We start from the raw sequence: 17,817 nt of genomic DNA on the forward strand, positions 1-17,817 counted from the left end.
GCCCTTGCTCAGTTAAAGTTCGGCAGACGCTACGGCGCGGAGGCTGGTATATGATATGCCAGAATGCAAGAGGTATTCGAAGGAACCTGCGACTTTTTAGCTATGCACTTTGATCATGGATTTCGAAAAAAATGGCCCCGGCAAGCGCCGGAGCCATTCGATAGGAGAATAACATGTCAGGGAGAGGATGCAGCGGACGTGACTGATCCGGAACGCAGTCCCTCCCTTCTCCTTACTTACATTGCCGTTTTCGGCGCGCGCGACAACAGTCGCGCCCACCCGTTCGAGATCAGGGGCCAGAACAGCGCAATCAATCCCAGCGTCATGATCGATCCGACAAGACCGTTGGAGAAGAAGACGCCGAGGCTGCCCTGCGATCCAAGCAGTGCTTGGCGGAAGGCCTCCTCCGCCTTGTCGCCCAGCACGATGGCAAGAACCAGCGGCGCCATCGGATAGTTGCACTTCTTCATCACGTAACCGACCACGCCGAATACCATCATCATCACGACGTCGAAGGTGTTGTTGTGCACGGTGTACGCACCGATGGCGCAGAGGACGAGAATGACCGGCGCGATGATGCTGAACGGAATACGCAGGATCGCAGCGAACAGCGGCACGCAGGTCAGCACCACAAGCAGCCCGACGAAGTTACCGAGATACATGCTGGCAATCAGTCCCCAAACGAATTCCTTCTGCTCGACAAACAGCAGAGGCCCAGGCTGCAATCCCCAGATCAGCAGGCCGCCGAGCAGCACCGCTGCCGTCGGCGAGCCCGGAACGCCGAGCGACAGCATCGGCAGCAGCGCAGCCGTGCCTGCCGCATGCGCGGCAGTTTCGGGCGCGACCACGCCTTCGATTTCACCCTTGCCGAAATTCTTGCCCTGCTTGGACATGCGCTTGGCGATGCCATAACTCATGAACGATGCAGGCGTCGCGCCGGCCGGAGAAACGCCCATCCACACGCCGATGAGGCACGAGCGCAGTGATGTCGCCCAATAGCGCGGGAGTTCCTTCCACGTATCCCACACCACCCGCGCATTGATCTTCGCAGGCTTGCCCCTGAAGTTGAGCCCCTCCTCCATGGTGAGAAGGATTTCGCCGATACCAAAGAGGCCGATGACTGCGATCAGGAAGTCGAACCCGCTGAGCATCTCGGAGAAACCGAAGGTCAGGCGAAGTTGTCCCGTTATGCTGTCAAGGCCAACAGCAGCCAGCGCGAAGCCAATCATCATGGCGACAATTGTTTTGAACGGCGGCTCCTTGCCCATGCCGATAAAACTGCAGAATGCGATGAAGAACACCGCGAATTTTTCCGCCGGGCCAAATTGAAGGGCAAATTTCGCAACCAGCGGCGCAACCAGCGTGATCATGATCACGGCAAACAGTGCACCGACGAATGACGACGTGAATGCCGCGGTGAGCGCCTCGCCGGCCTTGCCCTTCTGCGCCATCGGATGACCGTCGAATGTCGTGGCAACGGACCAGGGCTCGCCGGGTATATTGAACAGCACCGACGTAATGGCGCCTCCGAACAGCGCGCCCCAATAGATGCACGACAGCATGATGATCGCCGATGTCGGAGACATGCTGAATGTCAGCGGCAGCAGGATCGCCACACCGTTCGCACCACCGAGACCGGGCAGAACTCCGATCACCACGCCGAGAACGATCCCGATCACCATGACCAGGATGTTGAACGGCTGCAGTACCGTCGCGAAGCCGTGAAACAGATTTGCAATTTCTTCCATGTCAATGTCCTCAGCCGCAGCGGGAATTTAGAGACCAAGCAACTCTTCCAGCGGGCCTTTTGGCAGCGGAATGAGGAACCATTTTTCGAAGAACATGTAGACCGCGAACGGCGTGCCGAGTGCCACGGCGGCCGTGGTGGTCCATGGATATTTGCCCAGCCACTTCATAAACAGGGCAATGAGGATGATCGACGAGACATAGATGCCGAGATAAGGAATCATCAAAGCGTAGATGGTGGTCGGAACGAGAACGCAGAGAACCTGGCGAAGCTGCGCCCAATCGGCAAAAAGCTGGCCATCGTCCGGCTCCATCAGAAGCTGGATGCAGTTCACGCAACTCGCCAGCACAATGATGATGCCGACATAGAAGGGAAAGAATCCGGATTTGGGACCGTCCGCCCCCCACCCCGCTCCAGCCTTCATGCTGCCGATAATCGTGATCACGCCGAACAGAATGCAGAACACGCCAACGCCGAACTCTGTCCATCGATGCGACGGTCCGCGCTGGCCAACACCGGAAGAATGCTCGCTCATCTTTTTCCCCACGCTGAAGCTTTGCCGGCGGAACATGATCCGCCGGCAGCATCGTTGTTGACGTTATTGCGGCGCAGCCAGAAAGCCGGCGTCCTTCATCAACGCCTGGTGCCGCTTCTGTTCGTTATCGACCCACGCCGAATACTCAGGGCCAACCATCATGGTCTGATTGAAGGCGCCATCCTTCATCAGGCTCTGCCATTCGGGTGTTTCACGAACCTTCTTGAACACGTCTACGTAATAATCGACCTGTTCCTTGGTCGCTCTTGGCGATGTGAAGAAGCCGCGCAGCATGACGTACTCGACATCGAGCCCTTGCGACTTGCAGGTCGGAATGTCGCCCCATGATTTTCCATCGGCGACAGCGTCCTTGTAGGGAAGCGGCTTGGCGTCGAACACGCACAGCGGGCGAACAGCTCCGCCGCGCCACTGTGCGACTGCTTCGATCGGATTATTGACCGTGGAGTCCACGTGTTTGCCAACGAGCTGGACGGCGACTTCACCACCGCCGCGATATGGGATGTAGGTGAACTTGGTGTTGGATGCCTTCTCGATCGCCACCGTGATGATCTGGTCTTCCTGCTTCGATCCGGTGCCGCCCATCTTGAACTCACCGGGCTTCGCCTTCACGGCCTCGATGTAGTCCTTCACGGACTTGTAGGGGCTGTCCGCGTTCACCCAGAGGATGAATTCATCGAGCGCCATCATCGCAACCGGCGTGAGATCCTTGTGGCTGAATGGAATGCCGGTTCCCAATGGCGTTGTGAAAAGGTTGGACAGGGTAATCACCAGCTTGTGCGGGTTGCCTGCCGAACCTTTGACATCAAGGAACCCTTCGCCGCCGGCGCCGCCAGCCTTGTTCACCACCACCAGCGGCTGCTTCATGAGATTGTGCTTGGTGATGATGCCCTGAATGGTGCGGGCCATCTGGTCAGCGCCGCCCCCAGTACCTGCAGGGACGACGATCTCAACGGGCCGCGTCGGCTCCCATGCCGCTGAAGCAGGGCTGAATGCGAACCCCACCCCCAGCGAAGCTGCAACACCCAGTGCAACACCCAATGTTCGATAAGACGACCACTTCATTGCGTTTCTCCCACCCGTTGTTTTATGCCGCTCAACGGCGGCTTAATTCCCAAGATCTGCCTCGCGGGCAGTCTGCGGATAATCGATCCCTAGTGACGTCTGTTAGGTTGCCTCCAGGAATGTTTGTGAAGAGTAGTCATGTCTGGTTCCGATGCACGCTGCATGGCAACTTCACAGCCACGCTGCGGCAACAGGTCAGCAAAAATGGTCCTGGGGAAATTCACGCCAACAGCCATGGCTTCGTCGCCCGCCTTTCGGCGCAGCCGCGTGGACACCGCAAGAACGGTATCAGCCATGGTCCCTCTCCCAAGGCGCGCTGTTCCATTGAAGACCGACAGCGGCTGCCTGAGGCGTATCGTTGTATGCGATATGCCAGAGCACAAGGGTTATTCTAGACAGCGCTGTGCGGCGTTGCGGCATTGACTTATGGCCAGCACAACAAAAAAGCCCCGGAAAACCGGGGCCTTTTATGACATTCTCAGAGATGGAACCTGCGGATTATCCGCGAACTCTCAGTAGCTTAATGCTCAGAGCCCAAACCTCGGCAGATCTCCATTCTTCACGGAAATCTGAGCGCTCTTCATTAGAAAATGGTCAACGAAAGCAATGATCTGACGAAACAGCCCGTTTGAAGAAGCGAACCCGACAGAGGCAGTCTTGGACATTGGAGGACCTTTCGAAACCGATGATTTCAGCGTTGATATTGCGCTGCGTCACAATCAATTTAGGTATACCAGATGCCAGGTTCAATGTGAGATTTTGCATAGCAGCATTTGCTGCATTGCATCGCAATATCGGCTTTCCACGCGACAAAATGCCTCAACTTTCCCACACAGCGACGCTGCGCTGAAAGGTAGCCAGGAACCATAAAAAAGGCCGGCGGAATACGCCGGCCTTTTCCTCGCAAGTTGTAGATAACTTACTCGGCTGCTTCGACCTTGCGGGGTGGCGAGAGAGCACCCGAATTATGGGTCTCCGCAACCTGATTGTCGTTGAAGCCCAGCACCTGCTTCAGGATCTCATCGGTGTGCTCACCCAGCAGCGGCGAGCGCGTCACCACCGTCGGGCTGTCCGACAGTTTGATCGGATTCCCGACCGAGATGTACTTGCCGCGGGTCGGATGATCGACCTCGACGAGCGTACCGGTGGCATAGAGAGATTTGTCCTCGGAGATTTCCTTCATCGACAGGATCGGGCCACACGGGATGTCGTCCTTGTTGAGGATTTCCATCGCCTCGAACTTGGTCTTGGTCATGGTCCACTGTTCGATACGCCCGAAAATCTCGTTCAGGCGCGGCAAACGCGCCGCTGGCTTGGCGTAATCCGGATGCGTCTTCCAGCCAGGCTCGCCGATCACGTCGCAGATCTTTTCCCAGACTGGAGCCTGAGTGATGAAATAGAGATAAGCGTTCGGATCGGTCTCCCAGCCCTTGCACTTCAGAATGCGGCCGGGCTGGCCACCGCCAGAGTCGTTGCCGGCGCGCGGCACCGCGTCACCAAACGGAATGCCTTCACCAAACTGGCTGTATTCCTTGAGCGGGCCATGAGCGAGCCGCTGCTGATCGCGCAGTTTCACGCGGGCGAGGTTGAGCACACCATCCTGCATCGCTGCCGTGACCTTCTGCCCTTTGCCGGTCACGGTGCGTTGATAGAGCGCAGTCACAATACCGAGCGCCAGATGCAGGCCGGTGCCGCTGTCGCCGATCTGCGCGCCCGTCACCAGGGGAAGACCATCACGGAAACCTGTGGTCGATGCCGCACCGCCGGTGCACTGGGCAACGTTCTCGTAGACCTTGCAGTCCTCATACGGGCCGGGGCCGAAACCCTTGATCGACGCCACAATGAGCTTCGGATTGATCTTCTGGATGGTCTCCCAGGGAAAGCCCATGCGATCGAGCACGCCAGGTCCGAAATTCTCGACCAGCACGTCGCACTTCTTCATCAGCTCGGTGAGGACTTCCTTGCCCTTCGGGTTTTTGGTGTCGAGCGTGATTGAACGCTTGTTGTGATTGAGCATTGTGAAATAGAGGCTGTCCGCGTTCGGAACATCCATGAGCTGGCCGCGGGTGATGTCACCGACGCCGGGACGCTCCACCTTGATCACGTCAGCGCCGAACCATGCCAGCAACTGCGTGCATGTCGGACCTGACTGAACATGGGTGAAATCGAGAATCCGAACGCCCTTCAGCGCCTGTGTCATCGTTTAATACTCCGTATCGGTCGGACGCCTTCTGACGCCGAGTGCGAGGACTAAAAATCGGCTGGAAGCAATAGGCTTCCAGCCGTGTGAGTTCATCATTTCTTCTTCAAGACGCTTTGCGGATTGAGATTGCCGATGCGCCCGCTCTCGCTGCCCGCAGCAGGATCGATCACGGCATTGATGAGTGTCGGCTTGCCAGAATCCATCGCCGCATTGACCGCGCGCTTCAACTCATCAGGGGTCGTCGCGTTGACCCCGACTCCGCCGAAAGCCTCCATCATTTTATCGTAACGCGCGCCCTTCACGAATACCGTCGGCGCTACATCCGGACCGCCCGAGGGATTGACGTCGGTGCCACGATAGATGCCGTCATTGTTGAAGATGACAACACAGACTGGCAGCTTGTAACGGCAGATCGTCTCGACCTCCATCCCCGAGAAGCCGAATGCGCTGTCACCCTCGACCGCAAGCACCGGCTTGCCGGTCTCAATCGCAGCAGCGATCGAGTAGCCCATGCCGATGCCCATGATGCCCCAGGTGCCGACATCGATACGCTTGCGCGGCTGATACATGTCGATGATGCCGCGCGCCAGATCGAGCGTGTTTGCGCCTTCGTTAACAAGGATTGCGTCGGGACGCTCCTTGATGATGGTGCGCAGGACACCCAGCGCGCCGTGGTAGTCCATCGGCGAGTTGTTGTTCATCAGGCGCGGTGCCATCTTGGCGATGTTATCGTCGCGCTTGGTTTGTACAGTTTTGGTCCAGTCCGCAGACGGTGCCGCCCAGTTACCGCCCATGCCCTGCAAGAGAGCTGAGACACACGAGCCGATATCGCCCACCACAGGCGCAACGATCTCGACGTTGGAGTCCATTTCCTTGGGCTCGATGTCGATCTGGATGAACTTCTTCGGCGCGTCGCCCCATGTCTTGCCCTTGCCGTGCGACAGCAGCCAGTTGAGGCGTGCTCCGATCAGCATGACGACATCGGAATCCTTCAGCACGGTCGAGCGCGCCGCACCGGCGCACTGCGGATGAGTATCAGGCAGAAGCCCCTTCGCCATGCTCATCGGCAGGAACGGAACGCCGCTCTTTTCGATCAATGCGCGGATTTCATCATCAGCCTGAGCGTAAGCTGCACCCTTGCCGAGAATGATGAGCGGCTTCTTCGCCGATTTCAGCACATCGAGTGCGCGCTTCACGGATTCAGGTGACGGAATTTGGGCCGGCGCAGCATCGATCACTTTCACCAGCGACTTCTTGCCGGCGTCCGCATTCATGACCTGCCCGAACAGCTTCGCCGGCAGATCGAGATAGACACCGCCCGGACGACCCGAGACCGCCGCGCGGATCGCGCGCGCGACACCGATCCCGATGTCCTGCGCATGCAGCACACGGAACGCGGCCTTGCACAGCGGCTTTGCAACCGCAAGCTGATCCATTTCTTCGTAGTCGCCCTGCTGAAGATCAACGATTTCGCGTTCCGACGAACCGGAAATCAGAATCATCGGGAAGCAATTGGTCGTGGCGTGTGCAAGCGCAGTGAGGCCGTTGAGGAAGCCCGGCGCTGACACTGTGAGGCAGACGCCCGGCTTCTTCGTCAGAAAACCCGCAATCGACGCAGCGTAACCGGCATTCTGTTCATGACGGAATGAAAGAACACGAATGCCTTCTGCCTGGGCCATCCGGCCGAAGTCGGTGATCGGAATCCCAGGCACGCCGTAGATGGTATTGAGGCCGTTAAGTTTGAGTGCGTCGATGATCAGATGAAAACCATCTGTCAATTCCTGCTCTGCATCATTCGCAGTCGTCGCCTCTAACTTGCTCGCTGCCGTCAGCATCGGTGGCCTCCCTGGTCTCTTTTTTTGATCATTTGGTCTACGTGAAGATTTCCTGTCCATGGGTTTCGACGTAGGTCGCAAGCCCAAGCGTGTGGTCGCGGGCGCGCTTTTCAGCGAGCTCGGTGTCGCGCTCCTCGAGCGCTTCAATGATGGCAAGATGTTCCGGCAGGGACACCGCAGTGCGTTCCACCCGCCCGATCGTCAACTGCCGGTAGCCGCGCACATGCAGCAGGATGTCGTTGGTCATGTCGACCAGAACAGGGGATTCACTCAGCGAGATCAGCGCCTGATGGAACGCGATGTTCGCTTTCGAATACTCTTCGATGTGATCCTGCGGCAGCCGGTCCTTGTTGAAGTCCTTGAAGAAGTTGCGCAGCGCGGAAATGTCTTTCTTGCGCGCCGTCGTGGTGATGAGGCGCGCGGCCATGCTCTCGAGCGCAGCCCATGCCCGGATCATGTCTACGATTTCGGCCTTGGTCTTGCGCACAACAACAATGCCACGGCGTGGAACTGTCTTCACGAAACCATCCTGCTCCAGCATCGCGATCGCTTCGCGGATCGGGGTGCGGCTGACACCCAGATGCTCGGACAGTGCGCGCTCATCGAGCATGACGGGCTCGGGGCTGGCGTAGATGTCCATTTTGAGGATGGCTTCTTTCAAAGCGTCATAAGCCTTGTTCTTGAAACTTGCCTCGGGCGCAATGCGAACGATCGCAATGTCCTGCTCATTCAATGGCGCCTTCGAGATCTTCTGAGTAACCATGAATCATCTCCCTCTCTTCCAGAGGGGCTGTATACCACGGAAGCGGTGTTAAGGTTCTTGGCATACCAGATGCCAGAATGTCAAGCAGGGCTCTCGATATCCAAAGGCCTCGTGAATAGGCTTGACAAAGATGGTTCTTGGCATACCAAATGCCAATGATGGACATTTTGTCTCTGCACGACTCTATATGTGCGGGCAAACGCCAAGATGTGGTGATCTAAGCGCTCGGGAACGACCGTCCGACAACCCGCGCGCAACCCAGATTTCAAAAATGGACGTGACAGGAGGAAGTAATGGCTCATTCGCAGGACGCAGCTCGCAAGATCGACGTCGGACAACAGGCAAAGGCTGAAGTTCGGAGGATTCTCGACACCGTAAAGGCCGACAAACGCACCAGCCTGACGGCGCCGGAAGGCAAACTGGTCTGTGACGCCTACGGAATTCCGGTCCCGAAGGAAGGTGTAGCGAAGTCCGCTGCCGACGCTGCGAAGATCGCGACCGGCATGGGGTTCCCGGTGGTGATGAAGATCGTTTCCCCGGACATTCTTCACAAGACAGAAGCAGGCGGCGTGATTGTCGGTGTGAAAACCGCCGCAGACGCTGAAAAAGCCTATGAGACCATTCTGGCAAACGCCAAGAAGTACAAGGCCGACGCCAAGATTGAGGGTATCCAGGTTCAGCAGATGTTGCTGGGGGGTACCGAAGTCATCGTCGGCTCCATCACCGATGGCTCGTTCGGCAAGCTGGTGGCGTTCGGCCTCGGCGGCGTGCTGGTTGAAGTTCTGAAGGATGTCACCTTCCGCCTCGCACCGGCGACCAATGCCGATGCGCTGTCGATGCTCGACGGAATTCAGGCCCACGAAATGCTGAACGGCGTGCGCGGCGGCGATCCGGTCAACCGCGAGGCGCTTGCCGACATTATCGTCAACGTTTCGCAGCTCGTCAGCGACTTCCCTGAAATCATCGAACTCGATCTCAATCCAGTTTTCGCCACCAAGAAAGATGCGATCGCCGCGGACGTCCGCATTGTTGTCGATTTCGACTACAAGCCGCGCCCTGCTCCGCGCTCAAATGACGAAATCGTCGCTGCGATGAACCGCATCATGCAGCCGAAGGCTGTCGCGGTGATCGGCGCCTCGTCCGAAGCTGGCAAGATCGGCAACTCGGTGATGAAGAATCTCATTAATGGCGGATACAAGGGCCAGATTTATCCGATCCATCCAAAAGCGGATGAGATTATGGGCATCAAGGCGTACAAGAGCGTCAAGGATGTTCCCGGTGTGATCGACACCGCGGTGTTCGCGATCCCTGCGAAGTTTGTCGCAGCAGCACTCGCCGAATGCGGTGAGAAGAAGATCCCCGGTGCCGTGCTGATCCCGTCGGGGTTTGCCGAGGCCGGCGCACCCGAACTCCAGGAAGAAATCGTCGCTGTCGGCAAGAAGTACGATATCCGCCTGATGGGGCCGAACATTTACGGCTTCTACTACACCCCGGCCAATCTCTGCGCGACTTTCTGTACGGCTTATGACGTGAAGGGCCACGCCGCGCTGTCGTCGCAATCCGGCGGCATCGGTATGGCCATCATCGGCTTCTCGCGTTCCGCCAAGATGGGCGTGTCGGCCATCGTCGGCCTCGGCAACAAGTCCGACATCGACGAAGACGATCTGCTCGCCTTCTTCGAGCAGGACCCCAACACCACGATCATCGCGCAGCACTGCGAGGATCTGAAGGACGGCCGCGCGTTCGCGGAAGCCGCCAAGCGTGTCTCCAAGAAGAAGCCCGTTGTCGTGCTCAAAGCTGGCCGCACCTCGGCTGGTGCCAAGGCGGCCTCGTCGCACACCGGCGCGCTCGCCGGAAACGACAAGATTTATGAGGACGTGCTGAAGCAGTCGGGCGTCATTCGCGCCCGCTCGCTGCGTCAGCTTCTCGAATTCGCGCGCGGCATTCCTGTGCTGCCGACCCCGAAGGGCGAGAACGTGCTCATCATCACCGGTGCCGGCGGCTCCGGCGTGCTGTTGTCGGACGCGGTGGTTGACAATGGTCTGTCGCTGATGGCGATGCCGCCGGATCTCGATGCGGCGTTCCGCAAGTTCATCCCACCATTCGGCGCGGCTGGCAACCCGGTGGACATCACCGGCGGCGAACCGCCGATCACCTACGTCAACACCGTGAAGCTCGGCCTGTCGGATGACCGTATTCACTCGCTGATCCTCGGCTACTGGCACACCATCGTCACGCCGCCGATGGTTTTCGCCAGGAACATGGTCGAGGTGAAGAAAGAAATGGAGGCCAAGGGCATCAGCAAGCCGATGGTCGCCTCATTGGCTGGTGACGTCGAGGTCGAGGAAGCCGCTGAATACCTCTATCAGAACGGCATCCCGGCTTACGCCTATTCGACCGAACTTCCGGTCGAAGTGCTCGGTGCAAAATATAAGTGGGCACGCGGCGCGGGCCTGCTTTAAGTTCAGCCAACGAGTGCCGCCCCGGAGGGCGGCACTCACTTGTTTCCCAGCACGACCTTCACCTCTATCCGCGGGCCGTAGGTAGGCGATGAAGAAAAGCGTGATCCGGCGAAAATCTGTCGAGCCGCGGGGCGGCATGGAGACAGAGTCCGAAGCCCGGGATGGCGGCGTCCAGTCCGTCGACCGCGCTTTGACATTGATCGAAACCCTTGCAGAAGACGACGAAGGCTACCGGCTCACCGATCTGGCGGTGCGCACCGGCTTATCCACATCAACCGTACACCGTTTGCTGACGACGCTGGAAAAGCGCCGTTTCGTGCAATTCGACCGCAGCGAAGCCAAGTGGCACATCGGCGTGCGCAGCTTCTCCGTCGGCTCGACGTTCGCGCGGCGGCGGAATTTTGTCGCCCATGCCATGCCGTATCTGCGTAAACTTCGCGACCTGACGCGCGAAACCGCGAATCTCGCGGTGGTCGATGACGAAACCATCATCGTTCTGACGCGCGTTGAAAGCCGCGAGATCATGCGCTCGCTCACCAAGGTCGGCGGTCGCGTGGCCATGGTGGCCTCCGGGGTCGGCAAAGCTGTGCTGGCGACCTATTCCGATGAAGATGTGAGCGCAATCATCCATCGCCAGGGCATGCCGAGGCTGACGGAGAAATCCATCGTGCGGCCTGGCGAACTATTCAAGGCGCTCCAAACGATCCGGAAGCAAGGCTATGCGGTGGATGACGAAGAAGCCCGCATTGGACTTCGATGCGTTGCCGCCGTGGTCTACAACGATTGCAGTGAGCCACTCGCCACGATTTCAGTTTCCGGCATGACCTCCCGCTTCACTGATGAGCGCCTGCCGGTCATCGGTAACATCGTGCGCGACGTGGCGGCCGAACTGACGGTTGCCCTCGGCGGCGTCATGCCGCCTGCTGCACGCAAAAGCTGACCGCACCACGCGATCTGCGCAAAGCTGTTTTCACTTTTGCTTCATCCTAGGCATTTGATCGCGCGAGAGATTTTTGCACGGGCATCATATCGCGGGAAACAAATTCAATGCCGTTGAGCTAGCGTCCACACGTCGCGATGATCGTATCCGAACCTAACCATTCGAGGTGTGACATGGCGAAGATGCGGGCAATCGATGCGGCGGTGCGTATCCTTGAGAAGGAAGGCGTCGTGTGCGCGTTCGGCGTTCCGGGCGCCGCGATCAATCCATTGTACTCGGCGCTCAAAAAACGCGGATCGATCAATCACATTCTCGCGCGCCACGTTGAGGGCGCTTCGCACATGGCCGAAGGCTACACGCGGGCTAAGGCAGGTAATATCGGCGTCTGCATCGGCACCTCAGGTCCGGCCGGCACCGACATGATCACAGGACTCTATTCAGCCATCGCGGACTCGATTCCGATCCTGTGCATCACCGGACAGGCTCCCCGCGCCCGCATCTACAAGGAAGATTTCCAGGCCGTCGACATCGAGTCGATCGCCAAGCCGGTTACGAAGTGGGCAGTTACCGTCCGCGAACCGGCGCTTGTGCCGCGGGTCTTCAGTCAGGCATTTCACATCATGCGCTCCGGGCGCCCCGGCCCGGTGCTGATCGACCTGCCGCTCGATGTGCAACTCGCCGAGATCGAATTCGACGACGAGACCTATGAGCCGCTTCCCGTCTACAAGCCGGCCGCAACGCGCAAGCAGGTCGAGAAAGCACTTGAAATGCTCAACGCTGCCGAACGCCCGCTGATCGTGGCGGGCGGCGGCGTCATCAATGCCGACGCGTCTGACCTTCTCGTGGCGTTTGCCGAGATCGTCAATGTTCCCGTGGTGCCAACGCTGATGGGCTGGGGCGCCATCCCGGACGATCATGTCTTGATGGCCGGTATGGTCGGCCTTCAGACCAGCCACCGCTATGGCAATGCGACCATGCTGGAGGCGGATTTCGTGCTCGGCATCGGCAACCGCTGGGCCAACCGCCACACCGGTTCCGTCGAAACCTACACCAAGGGCCGCACGTTCGTGCACGTGGATATCGAGCCCACACAAATCGGCCGCGTGTTCAATCCGGATTTCGGCATCGTGTCGGACGCCAAAGCCGCGCTTGAATTGTTCGTCACGGTGGCGAAGGAGTGGCGCAAGGCCGGAAAGCTCAAAGAGCGCCAGGCGTGGCCCGCGGCCGTTCAGGACCGCAAGCGCACCATGCTGCGCAAGAGCCACTTCGATAACGTGCCGATCAAGCCGCAGCGCGTTTATGAAGAGATGAGCAAGGCGTTCGGCCGCGATACCTGCTACGTCAGCGTGATCGGCCTGTCCCAGATCGCCGGCGCGCAATTCCTTGGCGTCTATAAACCGCGCAACTGGATCAACGCCGGTCAGGCCGGCCCGCTCGGGTGGACGCTGCCCGCCGCGCTGGGCGTTCGCGCCGCCGATCCGAACCGGGAGATCGTCGCTCTGTCCGGCGACTACGACTTCCAGTTCCTGATCGAGGAGCTTGCCGTCGGCGCGCAGTTCAAGCTGCCCTACATCCATGTCGTCGTGAACAATTCCTATCTGGGTCTGATCCGTCAGGCGCAGCGCGGCTTCGACATGGACTACCACGTGCAGCTTTCGTTCGAAAACATCAACGCGCCCGAGCTTGGTGTCTACGGCGTCGATCATGTTGCCGTCGCCGAAGGGCTCGGCTGCAAGGCGATCCGCGTCACCCATCCCGAAGATGCGCAAGCCGCGTTCGCCACGGCGCGCGAAATGATGGAGGAATACGGTGTTCCGGTCGTGGTCGAATTCATCCTCGAGCGTGTCACCAACATCGCGATGGGGACCGAGATCGACAACATCGTCGAATTCGAGGAAGTGCTCGACTTGCCGATTGATGACACGCCACCAAGTCCGGAGAAGACATCGCGCGGCAAACTGCTGCCGGTCTAGCAACAAGACAAACAAAAAAGGACATTCCGTGTGCCAAAGTTCGCAGCCAACCTGACCATGCTCTTCAACGAGTTACCGTTCATCGAACGCTTTGCGGCAGCGAAAGCTGCCGGGTTCACGGGCGTGGAGTACCTGTTTCCCTATGAATTCGAAAAAGCGGTGCTCGGGGAGCAATTGCAACAGCACGACCTCACCCAGGTGTTGCACAATCTGCCCGCCGGGAACTGGGGCGCAGGCGAACGCGGGATCGCGATCCTTCCCGATCGCATCGCTGAATTCCGGGACGGCGTAAATCGAGCGATCGAATACGCCAAGGCGCTGGACTGCCGCCAGGTGAATTGCCTTGCCGGCATTGCGCCGGCCGGCGCCGATCCATCCGAGCTTCGCGCCGTGTTCGTGGAAAACCTCCGCTACGCTGCCGATGAGCTTGCAAAGCAACGTATCAAACTGCTGATCGAACCGATCAACACCCGCGACATTCCCGGTTTCTTCCTCAAGGGAACAGAACAGGCGATCCAGATCATTTCGGAGGTCGGGTCCGAGAACCTTTTTGTTCAATATGACATCTATCACATGCAGATCATGGAGGGTGACCTCGCCCCCACCATGAAAAAGTACCTCGGCCGTATCGCGCACATCCAGCTGGCGGATAATCCCGGCCGGAACGAACCTGGCACCGGCGAAATCAACTATCCCTTCCTGTTTCGCCATCTCGACGAGATCGGGTATCGTGGCTGGATCGGCTGTGAATACAAGCCGAAGACCACCACCCTCGAAGGTCTTGGGTGGTACGAACCGCATACGGTCGATGCATAATCAAGAATAAGCAGGGAGATAAGGAATGACCGATATCGGCTTTATCGGATTGGGCATCATGGGGCGGCCCATGGCGGGCCATCTTCAGGCTGCCGGACACCGCCTGTTTGTGCTGGAGAGATCCGCCGCCGCGAAAGACCTTGTTGCTACAGGTGCCACCGCCTGCAAGTCAGGCAAGGAAATCGCCGAGAAGGCCAGCGTCGTGATTGTCATGGTGCCGGATACGCCGGACGTTGAATCTGTACTGTTCAGTGCAGGCGGTGTTGCCGAAGGGCTTTCGAAGGGCAAAGTGGTTGTCGATATGAGTTCGATCTCACCGATCGCAACGAAGGAATTTGCAAAAAAAGTCAATGCGAAAGGCGCTGATTATCTGGACGCGCCGGTCTCCGGCGGTGAAGTCGGCGCGAAGGCTGCATCGCTGACCATCATGGTGGGTGGGCCACAAAGCGCATTCGATACCGTCAAACCGCTGTTCGAGAAGATGGGCAAGAACGTCACCCTGATCGGCGGTAACGGTGACGGTCAGACCACCAAAGTCGCCAACCAGATCATCGTCGCGCTCACTATCGAGGCCGTCGCCGAGGGTCTGCTGTTCGCCTCCAAGGCGGGCGCAGACCCAACGCTGGTCCGGCAGGCGCTGATGGGAGGACTTGCCACGTCGCGCATTCTCGAATTGCACGGGGAGCGCATGATCAAGCGCACGTTCAACCCCGGCTTCCGCATCGAACTGCACCAGAAGGATCTCAACCTCGCCCTGGACGGAGCGCGAGCGCTCGGCCTGTCTCTGCCAAATACGTCGACAGCCCAGCAGCTCTTCAATTCCTGCGTTGCCCACGGCGGCAAGGCCTGGGATCACTCCGCGATGGTGAAAGCCTTGGAAACAATGGCCAATCACGAGGTCGCCAAGGCTTAATATCTACGGTCCACGCCCTGGTGGAATCTGACGGCGCGATGAAACAACACCGCGCCGCTTTTCCATGCCCGCCCCAATCGATTAGGCTCCCTGGCTATCCACCGCCGGGAAAAGCCGCTCTGGTTAGAAAACGCCTTGGGGGAGACACATGATTGTCGTGACTGGAGACGCGATCGCCAAGCCTGAAACGTTTGACGAGGTCCGCAGGCTGAGCCTGGAACATGTTCACCGCTCGCGGACAGAGCCCGGCTGCATATCGCATGCCGTGCAGATCGATTGCGACAATCCGCTTCGCTTTGTGTTTATCGAGCAATGGGCCGATAAAGAGGCTCTGCTGGCGCACTTTCAGGTGCCAGCGTCCCGCAACTTCGTCAAAACCCTGCGCGGCTTACTTTCGGTATCGTCGACAATTCAGATCTACGACGCCGCGCCTTTACATATGCCATAGCAGCGCGGTGAACAGACCAATGGCTAGTCGGCTGTCCATCCACCGTCGATCATCAAGGACGATCCCGTCATCAGTGCTGACGCATCGCTGGCGAGGAAGACAATCGCGCCCATCAGATCCTCGACCGTACCGAGACGCCCGAGCTTGATCTTTTGCAATACGCTTTCCTTGAACGCCGCATTTTCAAAGAAAGGCCTCGTCATCGGCGTTTCAATGAAGGTCGGACACAGCGTGTTGACGCGGATCTTGCTGGCAGCAAGGTCAAGCGCCATAGCCTTCGAGAAACCTTCCATCGCCCACTTCGACGCACAGTAAAGCGAACGGTTAGCGCCACCGACATGGCCCATCTGGGACGACATGTTAATGATCGAACCTGACACTCCGGCCGCGATCATCTTGCGGGCAACGGACTGCGCAGCGAAGTAAGCCGCCCGCACATTCAGGTTCATGACAACGTCAAAGTCCTCCACCGGCACATCGGTGAAGGAATTCGGGCGGTTGGTGCCGGCGTTGTTGACAAAGGCATGGTACGGCTCGCGAGCTTCGACCGCCGCACGAAATGCCACAATGTCCGTCACATCGAGCGCAAGCGCATCCGCCGAGAAGCCCTTCTTGCGAAGTGCCACGGCAACGTCATCGATCTCACTGGCGGTGCGAGCGCACAGCGTGATATGTGCACCTGCTTCCGCCAAAGCTGTCGCCGCCGCGAGCCCGATACCTCGGCCCGCCCCGGTGACCAGCGCCCGCCGCCCGTCGAGTCGGAAGGCTGGTGTTGTCGGCAAGCCGCTCATTCCGCCGCGCTCGCATACGGGACGTTTCGCCCGCCATAGCGCCGGACGCGGACATTGGCCTGCTCGGCATGGCCCACGAAACCTTCCAGCATGCACAGGCGCGAACAGTATTCGCCGATCATGGCGGAGGCTTCGTCGGTCAGGACACGCTGATAAGTCACGGTCTTGAGGAACTTGCCGACCCACAGACCGCCAGTGTAGCGCGCCGCCTTATTGGTCGGGAGCGTGTGGTTGGTGCCAATCACCTTGTCGCCGTAAGCCACGTTGGTCCGCGGTCCGAGGAACAAGGCGCCATAGTTGGTCATGTTCTTCAGGAAATAGTCCGGATCACGGGTCATCACCTGCACATGCTCGGAGGCAATTCGATCGGCCTCCGTCACCATCTCCTCTTCGGACTCGCAGACGATCACTTCACCATAGTCTTCCCACGCCTTCGCCGCGACGGCGCCGGTCGGGAGAATCTTCAAAAGGCGCTCGATCTCCGCCATGGTCTCGCGCGCAAGCTTCTCGGAGTTGGTGAGCAGGATTGCGGGCGAATTCGGGCCGTGTTCAGCCTGTCCAAGCAAATCTGTAGCGCACATCTCGCCGTCTACCGTGTCGTCGGCGATGACAAGCGTCTCAGTCGGTCCGGCGAAGAGGTCGATGCCGACGCGACCATAGAGCTGCCGCTTGGCTTCCGCCACGAAGGCATTGCCCGGCCCCACCAGCATATCGACCGGCGCAATCGATGCCGTTCCGATCGCCATGGCACCGACGGCCTGAATGCCGCCGAGGCAATAGATCACGTCCGCCCCCGCCAGATGCTGCGCAGCGACGATGGCCGGGGCCGGCTTGCCCTGGAACGGCGGCGCACAGGTGATGATGCGCGAGACGCCGGCAACCTTCGCGGTGATCACCGACATATGTGCGGATGCCAGCAGCGGATACTTGCCGCCCGGCACATAACATCCGACGGAATTGACCGGAATGTTCTTGTGACCCAGGACGACGCCCGGCAACGTCTCGACCTCGACATCCTTCATCGCATCGCGCTGGTGCTGCGCGAAATTGCGCACCTGCTCCTGTGCGAACTTGATGTCGTCGATGTTCCGTTTGGACAACTGCCCGACGCAATCCTTGATTTCCGCATCGGTCAGCCGGTAGTCCTTGCGGTCCCACTGATCGAACTTTACCGACAGTTCACGAACTGCATCATCGCCGCGCTTCTCGATGTCCGCGAGAATTCCTTCAACAGCCGCACGGACTTTCGTATCGTCTTCGGCCCGCTGGGCAGCGTCGCGGCTGCGCTTGAGATACTTTGCCATCAGA

Annotated in this window: 15 protein-coding genes; 6 read left to right on the top strand and 9 right to left on the bottom strand. The window is 59.0% G+C overall.

Annotation, left to right across the window (positions count from 1 at the left end):
* Positions 1-236: 236 nt before the first annotated feature.
* The 7 genes from AC1Q67_RS05500 to AC1Q67_RS05530 form a co-directional block, all read right to left on the bottom strand.
* On the bottom strand, positions 237-1,748 hold the full coding sequence (locus AC1Q67_RS05500; RefSeq protein ID WP_492234893.1) for a tripartite tricarboxylate transporter permease: 1,512 nt from the start codon (positions 1,746-1,748) through the stop codon (positions 237-239).
* Positions 1,749-1,775: 27 nt separating this feature from the next.
* Positions 1,776-2,282 (bottom strand): tripartite tricarboxylate transporter TctB family protein, encoded by a 507-nt coding sequence (locus AC1Q67_RS05505; protein WP_492234892.1) that lies wholly within the window; start codon positions 2,280-2,282, stop codon positions 1,776-1,778.
* 63 nt (positions 2,283-2,345) lie between these two features.
* A complete protein-coding gene (locus tag AC1Q67_RS05510; RefSeq protein ID WP_492234891.1) occupies positions 2,346-3,365 on the bottom strand; it encodes a Bug family tripartite tricarboxylate transporter substrate binding protein in 1,020 nt (339 codons plus the stop codon).
* Positions 3,366-3,454: 89 nt separating this feature from the next.
* Positions 3,455-3,661, bottom strand: coding sequence for a hypothetical protein (locus tag AC1Q67_RS05515; RefSeq protein WP_492234890.1), 207 nt, complete (start codon positions 3,659-3,661; stop codon positions 3,455-3,457).
* 623 nt (positions 3,662-4,284) lie between these two features.
* Complete coding sequence (gene frc, locus AC1Q67_RS05520) at positions 4,285-5,565, bottom strand: formyl-CoA transferase (protein ID WP_492234889.1); 1,281 nt, start codon at positions 5,563-5,565, stop codon at positions 4,285-4,287.
* Positions 5,566-5,660: 95 nt separating this feature from the next.
* Entirely contained in the window at positions 5,661-7,403 is a 1,743-nt protein-coding gene (gene oxc, locus AC1Q67_RS05525; RefSeq protein ID WP_492234888.1) for an oxalyl-CoA decarboxylase, read from the bottom strand.
* Positions 7,404-7,440: 37 nt separating this feature from the next.
* Complete coding sequence (locus AC1Q67_RS05530; RefSeq protein ID WP_024576469.1) at positions 7,441-8,166, bottom strand: GntR family transcriptional regulator; 726 nt, start codon at positions 8,164-8,166, stop codon at positions 7,441-7,443.
* 293 nt (positions 8,167-8,459) lie between these two features.
* Between AC1Q67_RS05530 and AC1Q67_RS05535 the strand changes: the two genes are divergently transcribed.
* The 6 genes from AC1Q67_RS05535 (at position 8,460) to AC1Q67_RS05560 (ending at position 15,718) form a co-directional block, all read left to right on the top strand.
* A complete protein-coding gene (locus AC1Q67_RS05535; protein ID WP_492234887.1) occupies positions 8,460-10,628 on the top strand; it encodes an acetate--CoA ligase family protein in 2,169 nt (722 codons plus the stop codon).
* A gap of 88 nt (positions 10,629-10,716) precedes the next feature.
* On the top strand, positions 10,717-11,568 hold the full coding sequence (locus AC1Q67_RS05540; RefSeq protein WP_492234886.1) for an IclR family transcriptional regulator: 852 nt from the start codon (positions 10,717-10,719) through the stop codon (positions 11,566-11,568).
* 173 nt (positions 11,569-11,741) lie between these two features.
* A complete protein-coding gene (gene gcl, locus AC1Q67_RS05545; protein WP_492234885.1) occupies positions 11,742-13,541 on the top strand; it encodes a glyoxylate carboligase in 1,800 nt (599 codons plus the stop codon).
* Positions 13,542-13,571: 30 nt separating this feature from the next.
* Complete coding sequence (gene hyi, locus AC1Q67_RS05550; RefSeq protein WP_492234884.1) at positions 13,572-14,357, top strand: hydroxypyruvate isomerase; 786 nt, start codon at positions 13,572-13,574, stop codon at positions 14,355-14,357.
* Positions 14,358-14,382: 25 nt separating this feature from the next.
* Positions 14,383-15,270, top strand: a complete 888-nt coding sequence (locus AC1Q67_RS05555; protein ID WP_492234883.1) for a 2-hydroxy-3-oxopropionate reductase — start codon at positions 14,383-14,385, stop codon at positions 15,268-15,270.
* A gap of 148 nt (positions 15,271-15,418) precedes the next feature.
* A complete protein-coding gene (locus AC1Q67_RS05560; RefSeq protein ID WP_492234882.1) occupies positions 15,419-15,718 on the top strand; it encodes a putative quinol monooxygenase in 300 nt (99 codons plus the stop codon).
* A gap of 23 nt (positions 15,719-15,741) precedes the next feature.
* Here AC1Q67_RS05560 and AC1Q67_RS05565 read toward each other — a convergent pair whose 3' ends face one another.
* Together AC1Q67_RS05565 and hisD are read right to left on the bottom strand one after the other, a co-directional pair.
* The gene (locus tag AC1Q67_RS05565; RefSeq protein ID WP_492234881.1) at positions 15,742-16,509 is read right to left on the bottom strand and encodes an SDR family NAD(P)-dependent oxidoreductase; all 768 of its coding nucleotides are present in this window, start codon (positions 16,507-16,509) and stop codon (positions 15,742-15,744) included.
* On the bottom strand, positions 16,506-17,813 hold the full coding sequence (hisD, locus tag AC1Q67_RS05570; protein WP_492234880.1) for a histidinol dehydrogenase: 1,308 nt from the start codon (positions 17,811-17,813) through the stop codon (positions 16,506-16,508). Before hisD ends, AC1Q67_RS05565 begins: the two co-directional genes overlap by 4 nt.
* Between the last annotated feature and the right edge of the window lie 4 nt (positions 17,814-17,817).

The sequence above is a fragment of the Afipia sp. GW823-FHT06G09 genome, from assembly GCF_058794875.1.